Genomic DNA, 16370 nt, shown 5'->3' on the forward strand with positions numbered 1-16370 from the left:
TCATGGCCCGGCCGGTGAGCCACGCGTCGATGCCCACGTTGAGCGTCGTCCTACAGGGTTGGTTAGCTTGCGCGCATGTCGGATCTAGGAAATGTGGCGTGGCCGCCTGAGCCGATCCGGACCGAGCGGCTCGTGCTCCGCGAGCCCGAGGCGCGGGACCGTACAACGTTCATCGAGCTGCTCGCCTCGCCGGAGGTGCACACCTACCTCGGCGGTCCCCGCCCGCGTGACGAGCTTGAGCGTGAGATGCCCGAGGTGCCCGAGCGATGGCCCGGGAGTTTCGTCGTCGAGCTCGACGGGGCGATGATCGGCCAGATCCTGCTCAGGAGAGCAACCGGGCACCGTCGCCCGGCTGCCGTGGGGAAAGCCGATCTCGGTTACCTGTTCCTGCCGAAGGCCTGGGGGCACGGGTACGCGGCCGAGGCGTGCGCGGCGGCACTCGACTGGTTTGACGCCGCCCTTCCCGGCGAGCCGATGGTGCTCACCACCCAAAGCGCCAACGCCGGCTCGATGCGCCTCGCGGCGAAGCTGGGGTTCACCGAGGTCGAGCGGTTCCAGGCCTGGGACGCCGAGCAGTGGCTCGGCCTGCGGCCCCCGGCCGACGAGCCCGGATCGTTCGCCCGGCCTCGGCCGTAGCCCCGAAGAGCCCTCGACCGGCACGCCATCCCGAGCGCAGGCGACGGAAGGGACGTCAACGTGCGTGACGCCCCCTCAGCGGCTCCGGCTCAGAAGCCGCACAGCTCCGACAGGCTCTTGGCCGGCTTGTCGTTGGGAGTGGGGGTGGCGCGAGGGCTCGCCCCGGCGAGGACCGGCGTGCGCGAGGCCGACGGGCTCGGCGAGGCGGACGGCGACACGGACGGCGACACGGACCCCGAGGGCGAACCGGAGGGCGTCGCGGACGACGCCGATCCCGCGGAGGTCATCGGCGACGCGGTGGCCGCGACGGCGCCCCGGTCGGTCATCGACTCGCGGATCGCCTCCAGGGTCAGCTTCCTGATCTTGGCCCAGTCCGGGTTGCCGGTGTAGATGAGCGGCGGCACGAACTGGAGGCTGGTGATCTTGGCGTTCCTGACCTTCATGCCGAGGGGGACGAGATGCTCGAGCAGGTCGCGGGGGATGTCGGTGCGGAACATGTGCCGGGCCGCCGCCGCGATCCTGTTGAAGTTCGCGAGCACCGTGGCCGGGGTCACCTGCTGGGCGAGCGCGCCGATGACGCAGCGCTGGCGGCCCATGCGGGAGAAGTCGTCGCTGTCGACCCGCGAGCGGCCGTACCAGAGCACCTCCTCGCCGTTCAACGTGCGGTAACCGGCCTTGATGGTGCCGGCGGTGCCGAACTTGCCGCCCCACTTGACGTCCTGCTCGACTCGGATCTTGAGCCCGCCGACCGCGTCGATCAGAGCCGCGAAGCCGTACATGTCGACCATCGCGTAGTAGTCGATGTGCAGGCCCAGGGTGTAGCCGATGGCGTCCTTCAGCGCCTGCGCGCCCCGGTTCTTGCCTCCCATGACCTGGGGGTTGTTGTCGGCGTAGTACCAGACGGAGTTGAGCAGGCCCTGGCCCTCGTCGTTGAAGCCGTTGGGGAACACCTTGCGCAGGGGGCTGCTCGGGGGGAAGCGGACGTACTGGAGGTTGCGCGGCAGGCTGAACAGGACCGTGTTGCCGGTGGCGATGTTCACGCTGGCCACGGTCATCGAGTCGGTGCGCACCCCGACCCGGTTGCCCGCGGCGTCGCCGCCGACCAGCAGGAAGTTCACCCGCTTGCGGCCGTTCCACGGGTCCTCGGCGCGTACGGGGGCGGGAGTCGAGCCGTCGTCCACCGGAGCCAGGACGTCGTCGAGTAACTGGTTGGCCGTCCTGATCGTGTTCGCGGTGAAGGCGAACGGCGCCATCACCGCCACGCACAGCACGCCCGCGACGATGCCGGACACCACCTGCCCGGTCTGGTGCAGGCGCTGCGGGCGCAGGGCGATGAAGGACAGCAACACGAGCGTGAACCAGGCGAGCGCGCACACGGCCGCGCCGACCATGACGGCGGTCAGCGTGCTGCCGCGCAGCGCCACGCCCGCGTTGTCCTTCAGGTTCAGGACCAGGACCACCAGGGCGACCAGTACGACGCCGAACGTCGCCAGCAGAGCGATCCCGGTGCGGCGGTTGCCCGCCCGCAGGTGGGCCGCCCCGGGGAGGACGGCCGACAGCGCCGTCCAGCCGATCAGGGAGGCGGTGGTCAGCGGGGGACTGAAACGCGCCGCCCCGCCGCGCGCGGAGGCCGCGCGTGGCGAGCCCGTGGGTCCCCCGTCGCTCCCGGCCCCGCCACGCTGATCCGTGCCGCCGCCGGGCCGGCTCGCTTCCGGGCGGGGCTGAGCCGCGTCTCCACCGGGCCGACCCGTATGCGCGCCGGGCTGACCAGCGTCTTCGCGGGGCTGACCTGTGTCTCCGCGGGGCTGACCTGTGTCTCCGCGGGGCTGACCTGTGTCTCCGCCGGGCTGACCTGGGCGCCGACCCTCCCGGGGACCCCCGGTGTCGTCAGCGGGACCCCCGCCTCGCATGGTTCACCGCTCTCTCCTCCGAAGCCGTGGCTAGGGATTCTAACTCCCATATCCGGACAAGGTAGACGTAGATCATCAAGCCGATGATCACGACACGGACGCGGACCCGACGACCCAGGTGTTGCACTGGTAGGTCATCGGGCGGGTGTACCCCTGGCGGAACCACGCGGCGTTGCTGCGCGTGTTCCCGTGGTCGCGCGGCCCTCCCGGCGGGTCGCCCAGGTGGCCGTACGCCCACAGGAGCGTGTTGCGCCGGGTGGTGTCGATCGGATACGAGGCGGCGACCGACCGCATGAACATGCCGCCGAAACACGTCGCCTGCAGTTCGTGCCGGCGGCTCAGGGCCAGCCGGCCGCTGCGCGAGGTGGAGTCGAGCGTCTGCCGCCACCAGGAGTCGGAGATGCCCGAGATGCTTTGGATGTGGTGGCCGTACTCGTGCGCCATCATGCTGATGATGATCCCGTTCCACGACCCGAGCGGGCCGTACTCCCTCGCCATCGCCGAGGTGGAGGCGTAGATCGTGCTGTTGCTCGGGCAGTAGTACGGGACGTTGCTGCCGGGGGCGGGGTAGTCGCCGCAGGCGCCCCTGCCCTTGCGGGCCGCGATCATGTACTTCGGCGGGCTCCACTCGATCCCGGCCCGCTGCAGCGCCGGCGCCCACGCCTTGCCCATGCATGTGCCGGTCCTGAGGATCAGCGCCTTGAACTGAGCGTGGTTGTAGATGCTGGCGTTCCCGGCCCGGCAGTTCGTCTTCGCCGGCGACCCGGCCCGGTAGAGGCTGTTGTTCTTCGTCGTGCGGTTGAGCACCGGGGTCGGCCGCGTCGTGGGTTGTGTCGTGGGCTGCGTCGTGGGCTTGTGGGTCGGTTCCGCGTCCGTGGTGTCCTTGTGCGACGGGAACGGCGAGAGGGTGAGGGTCGGAAGCGCGACGGGCGAGACCGTCTCCTCGTGGTCCGACAGGCCCGCCAGTGCGCTCACCACCACGACGAGCACGAACACGACCGCGAGCACGCCTATCAGCGCGCCGACGACCGCCCCCGCGCCGGACCTGCGGCGGGGCGGGCGCCAGGCGGGCGGAGGATAGGGCGCGGCCGGCCCGCGCGGGGGAGGCGGAGGCTGCGGTGCCCATCCCGGCCCCTGGGGCGGCCCCTGCGGCGCCCCCTGCTGTGGCGCCCATCCGGGCCCCTGCGGCGGTGCCTGAGGTCCCTGCGGCGGCGCCGGCGGGAACGGCATGCCCTGCGGCGCGGGCGGTGCCGGCTGGGGCGGTGCTGGCTGGGGTGGCGTTCCCCAGGCCGGGGTTCCCGGGGGCGGCGGGGGCTGCGGCGGGGCGGGGGCCCCCGGGTTCCCCGGCGGAGCCTGGAAACGGCCGTTCGCCGGGTACGCGGGCCCGCCCGGCGCGTACGCCTGGCCGCCCGGATGACCCGGGGCTCCGTTCGCCGGGTCGTACGGAGAACCGGCTGGCGCGGCGGGGGACGGCGGGGGCGCGTAGGCGGCGGGGGACTGGGCGTGTGCCTGTGCGTGCGGGCCCTCACCCGTCGCGCCCGGCCACGCCGGGGTCTGCGGGTACGGCTGCGCGCCGCCCGGGTGCTGAGCTCCGGGCTGGTACGGCGTCGCGCCCGGCTGAGGACCGTTCTGCGGATGGACGCCGCCCTGCGCCGGGGCCGCCGGGTGAGCGCCGTGGCCGGGGGGCGGCGCGGCCTGCGGGTAGGGCTGCTGCCCCCCGTAAACCTGCCCGCCGTAAACCTGCCCGCCGTAAACCTGCCCCCCGTGGACCTGTCCACCGTGAACTTGGGGACCGCCGTGGGACGGGCCGTTCTGGTACGCGGCCGGTCCCTGAGGATGCGTCCCGGGCGCAGGGGGACCGCTCTGCTGCTGCGGGGGCTGCGGATAGGGAGCCGCGCCGGGGTAGGGGCCGGGGCCACCCGGCCGCACGGGCGGCTGCTCTCCTGGAGAGGGAGGCCATCCGGACGGCCCGTTCCATGCTCCGGGCCCGGAGGGCTGCGGGCCGCCGCCCTCAGGGCCGCCCGCGCCGCCCGCACCGCCCCAGGCGGGCGGGCCGTACGGTCCCGGGGCCGGGCCGGGGGAGTGCGGTCCCTCCGGCGAGCCGGGCACAGCCTCGGGCGGCGGAAACGGTGGCCCTGAATAGGGAGAACTCCCCCCGGGCTGCTCCTGGGGAGGGTACTGCTGCGCCACGACATTGCCCCCTTTGTGGATTTGGGGCAAAAGAATACTGAAATCTCATCCATCACGGATGTAGCAGATGTCGGGCACGATGGGTAATCGAGCGGCGTGATCTCTGCGATGTTCCGGAATCGCCGGGCTCGTCTGCCCTAGCGTTTTTCGCATGAATCTGCAGCAGCTCCGTTACGTGGTCGCCACTGCGGAGCACCGCACCATGACCGATGCCGCCAGATCGCTCTATATCGCGCAGCCCGCCCTGTCCCGCGCGATTCGCGACCTGGAACGCGAACTCGGAATGACGCTTTTCGCGCGCTCGGGCCGCGGGGTCGTCGTGACGGCCCAGGGACGCCGGGTCGTGAAGCTGGCCCGCGAGGCCCTCGACGCGGTGGCCGAGATCGAGGCCCTCGCGACGCAGGGCAACTCCTCCGGCGCCGAACTGCGGATCGCGTCCACACCGAGCCTGGAGCCCGGCCTCGCCGGGCGCCTGCTGCCCGCCTACGCCGCCGAGCATCCCGGGATCCGGGTGCACATCGTGCGGTGCGAGGGCCGGGAGGGGGTGGTCAGCGCGGTCCGCGAGCAGCGCGCCGATCTCGGGCTGACCGATCTCCCGGTGCCCACGGACCTGGTGAGCCACCCGCTCGAACGCCAGGAGATCGTGCTGATCTCCCCGCCCGGCCTCGACCTGCCCGACCCCGTCCCCGTGGCCCGGCTGAACGGCATGCGGCTGGTGCTGCCCGCCCCCGGCAGCCCGCGCCGCAGGGAGTTCGACCAGATCTTCGCCACGTACGGCGTCCGCCCGATCCCCGCCGTCGAGTCCGACGAGCGCCGGGGCTGGCTGCGGGCCGTACGGGAGGGGCGGGCCTCGCTGCTGTGGTACCGGAGCATGGCCGAGCAGGCGGCCAGGGCCGGCCTGGTGGTCCGATCGCTCGATCCCTCGCTCCGGAAGATCATCGCGGTCGTGCACGCCCGGCGGCGGCTGCCCGCGATGGCGCAGGACTTCGTGGCCCTGGCCGAGGGCGGCTCCGCGGCATGACCATCTGCCCGCGGTTTGGAGCGTTCCACGGCCGTGAGCTTCCCGCGGGCACGGATCGGACGACGCGCACCTAGTACGCTGGCGGGCGATGCCCACTACGCCGATGCCCGCAGAGGCGCCCGGCCCTTCGCCCGTCCTGCGCCTGCGCGGCCGTGCCTTCGGTCCCGGCGACTTCGCTGTCATGGCCGTGGTCAACCGGACCCCCGACTCCTTCTACGACAGGGGATCGACCTACGCCTTCTCCGCCGCGGTGGACGCCGCCTCCCGCCTCGTCGAGGAAGGGGCGGACATCGTGGACATCGGCGGCGTGAAGGCCGGTCCCGGCACGGAGGTCGACCCGGCCGAGGAGATACGCCGCGTGGCCGAGGTCGTCGCCGCAGTGCGTGAGCGGCACCCCGGCGTGATCATCAGTGTCGACACCTGGCGATCGGAGGTCGCCAAGGTCGTCGCGGAGGCCGGGGCCGACCTGCTCAACGACACCTGGGGCGGCGTGGACCCCGAGCTCGCCGAGGTCGCCGCGGCGTACGGCATCGGCCTGGTGTGCGCGCACGCCGGGCGGGTGGAGCCGCGCACCCGGCCCCACCGCATCGCGTACGCCGACGTGGTGGCCGACGTGATCGCGTACACGACGGACCTCGCGGAGCGCGCGGTCGCGGCGGGGGTCCGCCGCGACGCGATCCTGGTCGACCCGGCTCACGACTTCGGCAAGAACACGTGGCACTCGCTGGAGGTCAGCAGGCGGCTCGGCGAGCTGACGGCCACGGGGTGGCCGGTGCTGGTGGCCGTCTCCAACAAGGACTTCGTCGGGGAGACCCTGGGCGGCCTGCCCGTGGAGGATCGCCACGCCGGCACGCTGGCCACGCTCGCCGTGTCGGCGCTGCAGGGCGCCCGGGTGTTCCGCGTGCACGACGCGGCGAGCGCCCGTACGGCTCTCGCGGTGGTCTCCCGCCTCGGCGGCGCGCCGGGCTCGCGAAACGGCGCCGAGGCGGAGGTCAGTTGACCTCGCGCTCCGGTCCCGACCAGGTGTCGCACGCGGCGGGCCTGCCGCTGCGCCATCCCTGCTCGAACCAGTGCCGCTGTGTGCTCAGGCGGCCGTGGTCACGCACCCACTGTGCGGGGAGCCGGCCGGCGTAGAGGTCCTGGAACTGTGTCAACGGTGGCAGTTCGCCGCGCGCTGCCCTGAGCGCCACTCCGGACAAGCACTCGGCCTGGAGTTCGAGCCGCCGGCTGGCGAGGTCGATCGCTCGTTTGGCGGCGCCTTCGGACCGGAAGTCCGCGTAGTCGAGGATGTTCGTCATGTACTGCACGTGATGCCCGTATTCGTGGGCGATCAGCTGCGCCGCCCACGCCGCCCCCCACGGTCCGATGGTGTCCCCGGGCACGAGGATGTAATAGGTCGAGGTGAGCGGGCAGTAGGTGCCGGCGGCGCCCTTGGCGGGCATCATCCCGCACTGGGGATCGCGCGTGCGGTGCCGGATGTACCTGCGCCGGGGCGGGGAGTAGAAGACCCGCACCGCGGCGAACTCGCGCGTCCAGACGCGGTCCAGGCAGGCCGACGTCGAAGCGAGGTACCTCTTCATCGAGCCCCAGTGGTCCGGCTTGATCGCCGGCAACTCGCAGCGCGCGCTCGTACGCGGCGCCGCGTAGATCGGGCTTTCGAGGGCGGCGCTCTCACCCATGGGCACGGAAACCAGCCGGGGTCCGGACGTCGCCGAGGATGAGGGCGAGGGTGGGGCAGCCGCCGGCGACCGGAGCGTCTCGGTCGACGGTGCGGCCGGCATGGGGGTCGCCCGGGCGGTGGGATCGGCGGTGCAGGCCGTCGCAAGGAGACAGGCGAGGATCAAAGGGGGATGGCGTCGCATTGTAGGGCAAATGGTAGCTGTGACCGGCGACGTGAAGATCCCATCAGAGGGGGCTCAGGTCGCCGGCGTCAGAGGGTTCGCACGGGTCCCGATCACGGTGCGGGAACGGGGACGGCTCCGGGAATGTGACAACTGGACCGGTTGAATGCGTCTCCGTAGCATTGGCCCGTGCGGCTGAACGTCCTCGGGCCCATGGAACTCGTCGTGGCCGGGCAGGCCGTACCGGCCGGACCGCCGAAGCAGCGAGCTCTCCTGGCCCTCCTCGCGATGCACGCCGACCGCGTGCTCCCCGTGGACCTCCTGGCCGACCGGCTGTGGTCAGGCAACCCGCCGGCCAGCGCCCAGGGGAGCCTGCAGGTCTACGTCTCCAACCTGCGCCGCCGGCTGGAGCCCGACCGGCGGCCGGGCGCGACCGCGGCCGTCCTGGTCAGCGCCGCCGACGGGTACGGCCTGATGACCGGCGGGCTCGACCTCGACACGAGGGACTTCGAGACGCTCGCGTCGGCCGGGACCGGCCATCTGGCCGGGGGACGGCACGAGGTGGCGGCGAACGCCCTCGCCGAGGCGCTCGGCCTGTGGCGGGGCGACCCGTACGCGGACGTGCGGTCCGAGGAGTGGGCGCAGCCGGAGATCGCCCGTCTGGAACAGGTGCGGCTGGACGCGGTGGAGGGGCTGGCCGCGGCCCTGCTGGAGCTGGGCCGCCACACGGACGTGGTCGCGCGGCTGGACTCCTTCGTCCGCGAACACCCCCTGCGGGAGCGTGCCTGGGAACTGCTGGTGCTGGCCCACTACCGGGCGGGCCGGCAGGCGGCGGCCCTCGGCTGCCTGCGGAGGGTGCGGGAGGTGCTCGCCGGGGAACTGGGCATCGACCCCGGGCCGCGGCTGCGGGAGCTCGAAGGCGCGGTGCTGCGCCAGGACGCCGCGCTGCTCCCGCCGGAGCGTCCTGCCACGCCGTCACCCCCGCGGCGGCCTGCGGCACGGACGCCGGAACAGCGGACGCAGGAACAGTGGACGCCGAAAGAGACGACGGCACGCAGGGCTCCCGAGCCCGCGGCGGAACAGCCGGTCTTCGTCGGCAGGCAGAGCGCGCTGGAGTTCCTGTACGAGGCGCTGAAGGCGTCGTCCGCCGCCGGGCAGGTCGTACTGGTGGACGGTGAACCGGGCGTCGGCAAGACGAGCCTGCTGAAGCGGTTCCGCGCGACCGCCGACGTGCCGGTCGGCTGGGGGTCGAGTCCCGACCACGAGACCGCGCCCGCCCTGTGGCCCTGGGAGCGGGTCCTGCGCGACCTCGCCGCCGCGGCCCCGGAGGTCGCCCTGCCCGGCGAGGTGAGCACGTTCCTGTCGGGCGGCCTGGAGGCGATCCCGGCGTCCGACGCGCAGGGGGCGCGGCTGCGGTTCTTCGAGGCGGTCGGCACGTTCCTGGCCGGCGCCGGCCCGGTGATCGTCGTGCTGGAGGACATCCACGCGGCCGACGACGCGACGCTGCGGCTGCTGGTCCACGTGGTGTCCACCGCCCGGCCGGGCCTGCTGCTGGTGGCGACCTTCCGGCGGCACGAGGCGTCGGCGCTCACCGGCACGCTGTCGGCGCTGTCGCGGTTCGGCGCGCGCAGGCTCGGGCTCGACGGGCTCGCCGCCGAGGAGGTCCGCGCGCTCGTCCGGGAGTTGTCCGGCCGCGACCCGGGCAGCCGCAAGGCCGAGGAACTGCGCGGGCGCACCGCCGGGAACCCGTTCTTCCTGGCGGAGCTGGCCCGGGCGGGCGAGGAACTGCCGCAGGGCGTGCTGGACGTCGTGCTGCACCGGGTGGCGGGCCTGGGGGAGGAGGCGGCCCGTGTGCTGGAGCTCGCCGCCGTGATGGGCGACGAGTTCGAGGCGGGCGTCCTGGCCCAGGTCGCCGGAGGCACGGTCGGCGACCTGCTGCCGCCGCTCGACGCGGCCCTCGGCGCGGGGCTGATCCGGGAGTCGTCGTACCGGCTGGGCGGGTACGAGTTCGCGCACGCCCTGGTGACCGATGCGCTGCTGTCGCGCAGGTCGCGGCTGTGGCGGGCGCGCGTGCACGAGCAGGTCGCGGGCGTCCTCACCCGCGTCCACGGAGACAGGGACGACCGCGCGGCGGTCATCGCGCGGCACTGGCTCGCGGCGGCGGAGCTGGGCGCGGAGCCCGCCCGCATGGCGATGGACTACTCCGCCCGCGCCGCGCGGGTGGCCCTGCGGCGGCACGCGCCCGACGACGCGGCCATCTCGTGGCAGGAGGCGCTGGCGGCGGCCGGGCCGGCCGGGGCCGGCCCGGCCGAGCGGTTCGAGCTCGCCGTCGGGCTGGCCGAGAGCCGCTACACCGCCGGGCGGTTCGACGAGGGCTACGAGGCGGTCGAGCAGGCGCTCGCCCTGGCCGGCGCCGACCTGGACAAGGCCGTCAGGGCCGCCGACATCGCGATGGGACACGGCGTCTGGGTGCCGTTCCGCTACGGCCTCGACGTGGCCGCCCTGCGGGAGGCGATGGACCGGGCCGTGCGCGAGCTGTCCCCGGACACGTCCGCGTGGGCGACGGCGCAGGCCGTCCGGGCCGTCGTGCACGCCCAGACCGGCCGCGAGGACGAGGTCGACGCGGTCTCGTCGCGGGCCGTGGCGGCGGCCGAGCGCCTGGGCGACCCCGCCCTGCTGCGGCGCGTGCTCCACCTGCGGCTGCTCGCCATGCAGGGACAGGACTTCGTCGAGCAGCTCGCCGCGACCGCGCGGCGCCTGCTGGCAGAGCCGGACCTGTCGTCCCAGCTGAGGGCGATCGCACAGCTCCACCTCGTCGCCCATCACGTCGAGCACGGCAGGGTGCCGCAGGCCCGCGCGCTGCTGGCGGAGACCGACGCGCTGCTGCGCGACCTGCACAACCCCACGCTGGCGCTGCAGGCGGCGATCGCACACGTGGGTCTCGACCTGTTCCAGGGTGTGCCGGACCCGACTCGCCACTTCGAGCCCGTCAGGGCGACGCTGTCCTTCTCCGACCTCGCGTACTTCGAGGTGGGCATGCTCGCCGTGCGGGCCGAGACGCTCATCCAGGAGGACCGCTTCGGCGAGGAGGCGGAATGGATCGAGGAGATGTTCCAGCGGACGGGCATGGCCGGCCTCGCCTACGTCCTGGCGTACGCGCTGGCGGACCGGGGCGATCACGGGCGCGCCCGGCGGCTCCTGCGGGAGACCCCGCTGCCGCCGCGCGACTACCACTGGGCGATGGCCGCCATGTGCCGCTTGCACGCGGCGATCCGGCTCGGCGAGACGGACATCGTGCGGGAGGTCTACGACGCGTTCCGTCCCTTCGCCGGGCTGCTGCATGTGAGCGGCACCTGCACCACGATCGACGGCGCGTACGACGGCCACATGGGCGAGGCGCTGCTGGCGCTCGGGGACCGCGAGGGGGCGCGGGCCCACCTGCGGGAGGCGGTGCGCCTGCTGGAGCGGGCGGGCGGCGGCTACTGGCTGACAAGGGCCCGGCAAGCCCTCGACAAGTGCGCGTAGGGGCGGGGCGCGCAGTCTGTTTCCGACACGTGAGGAAACAGACTGATGATCACACCAGAACACCTGACCGGCTTCCTGATGATGCACGCCGGTTTCCGCGCCGAGTTCGGCCGCCTGGCCGAGGCGTGCGCGAACCCGCGTGACGACGCGCACGAGGAACTGCTGGAGGAGCAGCTCGCGCTCGTGCTGGACATGCTGCACGCCCATCACTCGCACGAGGATGCCAGCCTGTGGCCCACGCTCGCCGGCCGTGCCCCGGAGGCGGCGGACGTGCTGGCCGAGCTGGAGTCGGAGCACTCCGTGCTCGACCCGCTCATCGCGGCCGCCTCCGATCGCGGGGTGCCCCTGGCCGAGCGCGCGCCCACCCTGCGGCGGCTGCACGAGCTCGTCAACGAGCACCTCGACCACGAGGAGCGGACCGCCGTGCCGCTCATGCTCCGCCACCTCACCCTCGACGACGTCGAGGCCGACAAACGCCGGGCGATGGACGACTTCGGCCGCCGCCGTGTCGCCGTCATCTTCGGCTGGCTCGCCTCGAGTGCGGACGCCGATCTGCTCGCGACGTCGTACGCCGACCTGCCGGTCGTGGCCCGGCTCATGTTCCGCCTGTTCTGGTGGCCGGCCTACCGGCGGCGCTTCACCCGCCTGTACGGCGTCACCATCCCCGCGAACGCTGTCCTGGAGTCGTAATGACCGCATCCACACCGACCACGTGGCCGCACGAGGTGGCTGAGATTCTCGTCCGCGCCATGGTCTGCGAATACGCCTCACTCACCCGCGAAGGCCGGCCCGTCACCTGGCCCGTCACGCCGTACGCCGGCGCGGCCGGCACGCTCGACGTGAGCACTGGGCTCACCTACCCCGGCAAGGCCGAGCGCGCCCGGCACGATCCGCGCGTCGCGCTGCTCTACTCCGGTGCCGGCGCGGAGGACACGGGCAGCGGGCTCAGCCGGCCGCCCGTCGTCCTCGTGCAGGGCCGGGCGACCGTACGCGACGCGGATCTGCAGGCCAACACCGACCGGTACGTCCGCGAGTCGCTCGCCAAGACCGGCGCCGGGTTCGCCGGGATGCCGTGGTTCCTGGTGAAGCGGCTGGGGTGGTATTTCGCTCGCATCTGGGTGGAGGTCACCCCCGAGAGGATGGTCTGGTGGCCCGAGGGCGACCTGTCCAGGACGCCCGAGGTCTGGACGGCCCCCGGAGACGTCGCGGTTCCCGCCTCCGACCCCGCCCCGACGGGCCCCTGGCTGCCGAGCCGATCGGCCCCGCCCGCGGACTGGCGGCCCTTCGCAGGCCGCGCGGCCCGCCTGGGCGAGCCCGTCGTGACCATGGTGGCCGACGACATGCCGCTTGCGGTGCGCACCCGCTCGGCCGTACGTACCGAGACCGGCTTCGACCTGCGGCTTCCCGCGGGCGTCCAAGCGGCCGAAGGGCCGGTGTGCCTGACCTTCCACCGGCACGGCCCGGCCATGGAGTGGCAGGAGAACGTGGTGCTCGTCGGGACCGCGACCGGAGAGGGCGACCGGCTGAGCGTGCGGGTCGAGCGGGCCCTGGACGACTGGAGCCTGTCGGGGAACCGCCGCGAGCGGATGCGCTCGTTCCTCGGCCAGGGCAGGCTGCTCAGGAAGCGCCTGGAGGCCGAGGCCGCCCGCCGCGGCCAGGCCGTTCCCCGCGTCCGCCGCCCAGACGCGTGACCTCGTCCGCGGACCCGCCGCCAGTACTGCTGGGCGTTCTTGTTTCAGCGCGCACAGCTGAACCGTCGCCCCGTTCGCCGTCGAACCGCCCTTCACGTCGAGCACACTCGGGCCGATGCACCCGCTCGGGGTCAGCACGCCACTGGGCGGGCTGAGCGTCTTCCTGCTGCTCTCAAGGGCACTCACGCGGCCACCTTGTCCAGGGCACCGTCAAAACCGCGCTCCAGCATCGACAATGGCCACGGCCCGGATTTCCTTCTCGGTCATCCCCCGTACCTGCCCCAGGTTCGTGCCGCTCAGGTCCGTGCCGCGCAGGTTCGCACTGCGGCATCGGGTCGGAGTCCCTGCGCAGCTGGGTGCGCTAGGCCGAGGTCGACGGCGGCCGGCGGCCGGGGACTACCACCGACGAGGCTAGGAGGATCGCGGAACTGGAACGGGAGGTCCGCGGGCTGCGCCGGGCCAATGAGATCCTCAAGGCGGCATCCTTAGATTCAGACGATCAACGCAACGCTGCTAGTGGATGGGTGGATCGTGGCTCGGATGGGTCGGCCGGGAATGTCGGACGCGATGAAAGAAGACTTGTGGCGGCGGTGGCGCGCCGGTGACTCCATCAGCGTGATCTCCCGGGCACTGGGCAAGCCCCCGGGGTCGGTTTTCACGGTGCTGAAGCACCATGGCGGCATCGCGCCGGCCGAGCGGGTGCGCCGGGCCGACCATTTGAGCGCCGAGGACCGGGAATCGATCTCTCGCGGCCTCGAGGCTGGAGCCTCGCTACGTTCGATCGCCGTGTCGATCGGCCGCCCGGCATCCACGGTGAGCCGGGAGGTCGCCCGCAACGGCGGCCGAGTGAAGTACCGTGCGGTCGCCGCCGAGCAACGCGCTCAAGAGCAGGCACGTCGCCCAAAACCGTCCGCCCTGCAGGACAACCCGGTGCTGCGCCAGCTGGTGATCGAACTGCTCGACAACGAGTGGTCCCCGGAGCAGATCGTGGGGCATCTGCGGCTGATGCACGCCGGCAACCCGCTCATGCGGATCAGCCACGAAAGTATCTACCGCGCGATCTACACGACCCGCTGGAAAGTGATCCCGCGTGAGCTGTGCACCAAGCTGCGCACGCGCCGTCCCATCCGTAAGAACAAGAAGAACACGGTCAAGGGCCAGTGGCGTTCCCAGATCATCGGGGCGCGGCCGATCGAGGAACGGCCTGTCGCAGCCAACGCCCGAACCGAGCTCGGGCACCTCGAAGGCGATCTCATCGTGGGAGCCAAGAACAGCCAGGTCGCGACGCTGGTCGACCGCAAGTCACGCTACCTGACCATGGTCGCGCTACCCAGCCGTCACACCACGACGGTCATCCCCGCCCTGCAGCAGGCGTTCTCACGGATGGATGCTCGCCTGCTCAGCACTCTCACCTGGGACCGCGGTATGGAACTCGCCGGCCACCGGTTGCTGACCGAAGCGACCGGCGTCGACGTCTTCAGATCCGGGTCTCGGTGCTCGACCTGCCCGCGCTGCCGCCCTCGGCCAACCCGCCCTCGCTGGCGGGCGGGCACCCGGTCGGTGGGCGCGGTCCAGTGGACTGCCGCCGTCGTCGGCGCGTCTGCTTCTGCGGGGCCAGGTCCTGCTTCGACGGTTCCGGACGTTCGATGCGGGTGGGGTTGCCGCGTACGAGGTCATCATGGATGCGCCAGCGGTCGGTGGTGGCGGCGCGCTCTGCCGCCTCGTCGCCGTGCTCGATGGCCTGTCGCAGCAGCCGTATGGCAATGCGGCGGTTGAGGCTGAACTGCCGCTCGGTGTCGACCACGACGACGATACCGGTGGGCCGGTGGGTGGCCCGTACCGCGGTGCTGGCTTTGTTGCGATGTTGACCGCCGGGGCCGCCGGTGCGGCAGGCGACGATGTCGACGTCTGCTTCGGCGAAGGTGGTGCGTGGGGTGTCGACCTGGCACGGTTGGGCGATGACGTACCAGTTTTTCCGTCCGGTGTTGGCCCGGTATGGGCTGGGGGCCTGCCAGCACAGGGTTCCGGTCCATGAGGCGGCGAATGCCTCGACGCCGTCTCCTGAGATCTGGATGAGGACCGATCGGTAGGTGCCGGCCCGGTCACCGGGGACAGTTTGGGCCCGATGGGTCTCCAGGTTGTGCCGGGTGGCGTCGCCTTCCAGGCGGTGCAGTAGCTGGGCCAGCGCCCAGGCGCACTCCTGCGGCCCGCGTCCGGCTGACAGGAGCAGGTGGACGCTCACGGCCGGCCTCGCTTGCGGCGGTGGTCCCGGTGGTCCTTCTGGGGTGTGGAGCCGAGGTCGGGCGTCTTGTAGGTGACCAGAGGGATGGTGGTGGCCACGGGCGTGGCCAGGTCATGGTCGACGAGGTCGGCGATGACTTGCTCGATGCGCTTGTAGGCCGTTGGTGCCTCCTCGAAGAGGAGTTGGCGGTCGCCGCACACCACCAGCGACCCCATCGGTGTGCGGCGCAGCTCTTCGACCGTGTGCTTGGCCCGGCCCCGGCGCAGGGCGTCCGCACGGGACATCTTGCGGCCAGCGCCGTGCGCCACGGAATGGTTGGCGTCCGGCCCGGCGTGGCCGGCCACCAGGTAGGAAGGGGTGCCTCGCGTTCCGGCGATGAGCACGTCGCGGCCGTCGCCCGGCGCCGCCCCCTTGCGGTGCAGGTAGAGCCCGTCGCGGACCTCGACCAGGTTGTGGCACTGGTCGACGATCGGCTCGGTGGGCTCGGTCCCCAGCGCGTGGGCGACCCGGGCGGCCAGCAGCCGCCGGTTGAGTGATCCCCAGCGTACGGCGCCGTCATGCATCGCCAGGTAGGCGCCGGGATCAGGGGCAGGGCCCGCGCCGTGGAGCTCAGTGTGTGCCCGCAGGATCTGTTCGCCCAGGCCTCGGGAGCCGCTGTGGACGATGAGGACCAGGTCGCCGACGGCGAGTCCGAGCCGGCTCGCGTGGCCCGGTTCGTATACGGTCCCGATGCGCGCCAGCTCGACGAAGTGGTTGCCCCGGCCGACCGTCCCGAGGCCCTCGAGGTGACCGGCGGGAATATCGCCCTTCACAACGGCCCAGGCCGGGTCGTCGGCATCCTGCTCAGGGTCCAGCGCGCGATCGAGATCGGGGAACCGGGCGGCGAGCTTCTCGGGTACGGCGCGCTTGAGCGTGACAGGGAACACGGCGATGCCGCAACCGATGTCGGAGCCCACCAGGAACGGGTACAAGATGGTCGAGGCCATGGCGGCGCCGATTGGGGCGCCCTTGCCGGGGTGCAGGTCCGGCATGGCGGCGACGTGCATCATGCCGTCGAGGGCGGCCACCTGGTTGCACTGCGCGACGGCATCGGATTCGATCCAGCTGGTGGGGGAGGCGAACACGGTGACGGTGGCCGACCCCATGGCCATAGTGGGCGGCGGCAGGAACTCCTGCGGGGAGTTTTGGTGAGACAAAGACGCTCTCTTCGCTGAAACAGGGCATGAGCAGGCGGCATCACGGCGCGAGTCGGCGCAGTGACATCTGGAAGTCGCGGGGGTGTTGTCCGTCAGAGCCTCGTGGACACCACATTCT

The 16370-nt window shown here is 72.5% G+C and carries 11 protein-coding genes and 2 pseudogenes; 8 read left to right on the forward strand and 5 right to left on the reverse strand.

Translation table 11 applies throughout. The features are described from left to right. The first annotated feature begins 75 nt into the window (after positions 1 to 75). Positions 76 to 636 carry a GNAT family N-acetyltransferase gene (locus HHX41_RS09610; protein ID WP_182905616.1) on the forward strand — a complete coding sequence of 187 codons (561 nt, stop codon included), beginning with the start codon at positions 76 to 78 and terminating at the stop codon, positions 634 to 636. Between the two features lie 89 nt (positions 637 to 725). Here HHX41_RS09610 and HHX41_RS09615 read toward each other — a convergent pair whose 3' ends face one another. Both HHX41_RS09615 and HHX41_RS09620 read right to left on the reverse strand, forming a co-directional pair. Then, positions 726 to 2096 carry an LCP family protein gene (locus HHX41_RS09615; protein WP_310741881.1) on the reverse strand — a complete coding sequence of 457 codons (1371 nt, stop codon included), beginning with the start codon at positions 2094 to 2096 and terminating at the stop codon, positions 726 to 728. Positions 2097 to 2633: 537 nt separating this feature from the next. Next, a complete protein-coding gene (locus HHX41_RS09620) occupies positions 2634 to 3554 on the reverse strand; it encodes a neutral zinc metallopeptidase (RefSeq protein ID WP_310741882.1) in 921 nt (306 codons plus the stop codon). 1333 nt (positions 3555 to 4887) lie between these two features. On the opposite strand from HHX41_RS09620, the gene HHX41_RS09625 reads away from it, so the two are divergent. Together HHX41_RS09625 and folP are read left to right on the forward strand one after the other, a co-directional pair. Beyond that, the gene (locus tag HHX41_RS09625; protein WP_182905619.1) at positions 4888 to 5757 is read left to right on the forward strand and encodes a LysR family transcriptional regulator; all 870 of its coding nucleotides are present in this window, start codon (positions 4888 to 4890) and stop codon (positions 5755 to 5757) included. 88 nt (positions 5758 to 5845) lie between these two features. Next, on the forward strand, positions 5846 to 6757 hold the full coding sequence (folP, locus tag HHX41_RS09630; protein ID WP_259400800.1) for a dihydropteroate synthase: 912 nt from the start codon (positions 5846 to 5848) through the stop codon (positions 6755 to 6757). Here the strand turns inward: folP and HHX41_RS09635 are convergent. After that, complete coding sequence (locus HHX41_RS09635) at positions 6750 to 7436, reverse strand: neutral zinc metallopeptidase (protein WP_182905620.1); 687 nt, start codon at positions 7434 to 7436, stop codon at positions 6750 to 6752. The two genes, folP and HHX41_RS09635, sit on opposite strands and share 8 nt — an antisense overlap. Before the next feature lie 351 nt (positions 7437 to 7787). On the opposite strand from HHX41_RS09635, the gene HHX41_RS41670 reads away from it, so the two are divergent. From HHX41_RS41670 to HHX41_RS40385, 5 genes and pseudogenes are all read left to right on the forward strand, one after another. Then, on the forward strand, positions 7788 to 11123 hold the full coding sequence (locus HHX41_RS41670; protein ID WP_182905621.1) for a BTAD domain-containing putative transcriptional regulator: 3336 nt from the start codon (positions 7788 to 7790) through the stop codon (positions 11121 to 11123). Between the two features lie 45 nt (positions 11124 to 11168). After that, positions 11169 to 11813, forward strand: coding sequence for a hemerythrin domain-containing protein (locus HHX41_RS09645; protein ID WP_169982427.1), 645 nt, complete (start codon positions 11169 to 11171; stop codon positions 11811 to 11813). Next, positions 11813 to 12814, forward strand: coding sequence for a hemerythrin (locus HHX41_RS09650; RefSeq protein WP_169982428.1), 1002 nt, complete (start codon positions 11813 to 11815; stop codon positions 12812 to 12814). Before HHX41_RS09645 ends, HHX41_RS09650 begins: the two co-directional genes overlap by 1 nt. A 344-nt stretch (positions 12815 to 13158) precedes the next feature. Then, positions 13159 to 13299, forward strand: a pseudogene (locus tag HHX41_RS40380) (IS3 family transposase); the annotation flags it as partial. Between the two features lie 82 nt (positions 13300 to 13381). Next, positions 13382 to 14590, forward strand: a complete 1209-nt coding sequence (locus tag HHX41_RS40385) for an IS30 family transposase (protein ID WP_259400801.1) — start codon at positions 13382 to 13384, stop codon at positions 14588 to 14590. Here HHX41_RS40385 and HHX41_RS40390 read toward each other — a convergent pair. Together HHX41_RS40390 and HHX41_RS09660 are read right to left on the reverse strand one after the other, a co-directional pair. Further along, positions 14517 to 15056, reverse strand: a pseudogene (locus HHX41_RS40390) (peptide chain release factor-like protein); the annotation flags it as partial. The gene HHX41_RS40385 and the pseudogene HHX41_RS40390 sit on opposite strands and share 74 nt — an antisense overlap. After that, positions 15053 to 16252 (reverse strand): RNA ligase RtcB family protein, encoded by a 1200-nt coding sequence (locus HHX41_RS09660; RefSeq protein WP_220503878.1) that lies wholly within the window; start codon positions 16250 to 16252, stop codon positions 15053 to 15055. The pseudogene HHX41_RS40390 and the gene HHX41_RS09660, both read right to left, overlap by 4 nt. Positions 16253 to 16370 lie beyond the last annotated feature (118 nt).

The organism is Microbispora sp. H13382, from assembly GCF_014161445.1.
Classification (GTDB): Bacteria; Actinomycetota; Actinomycetes; order Streptosporangiales; family Streptosporangiaceae; genus Microbispora.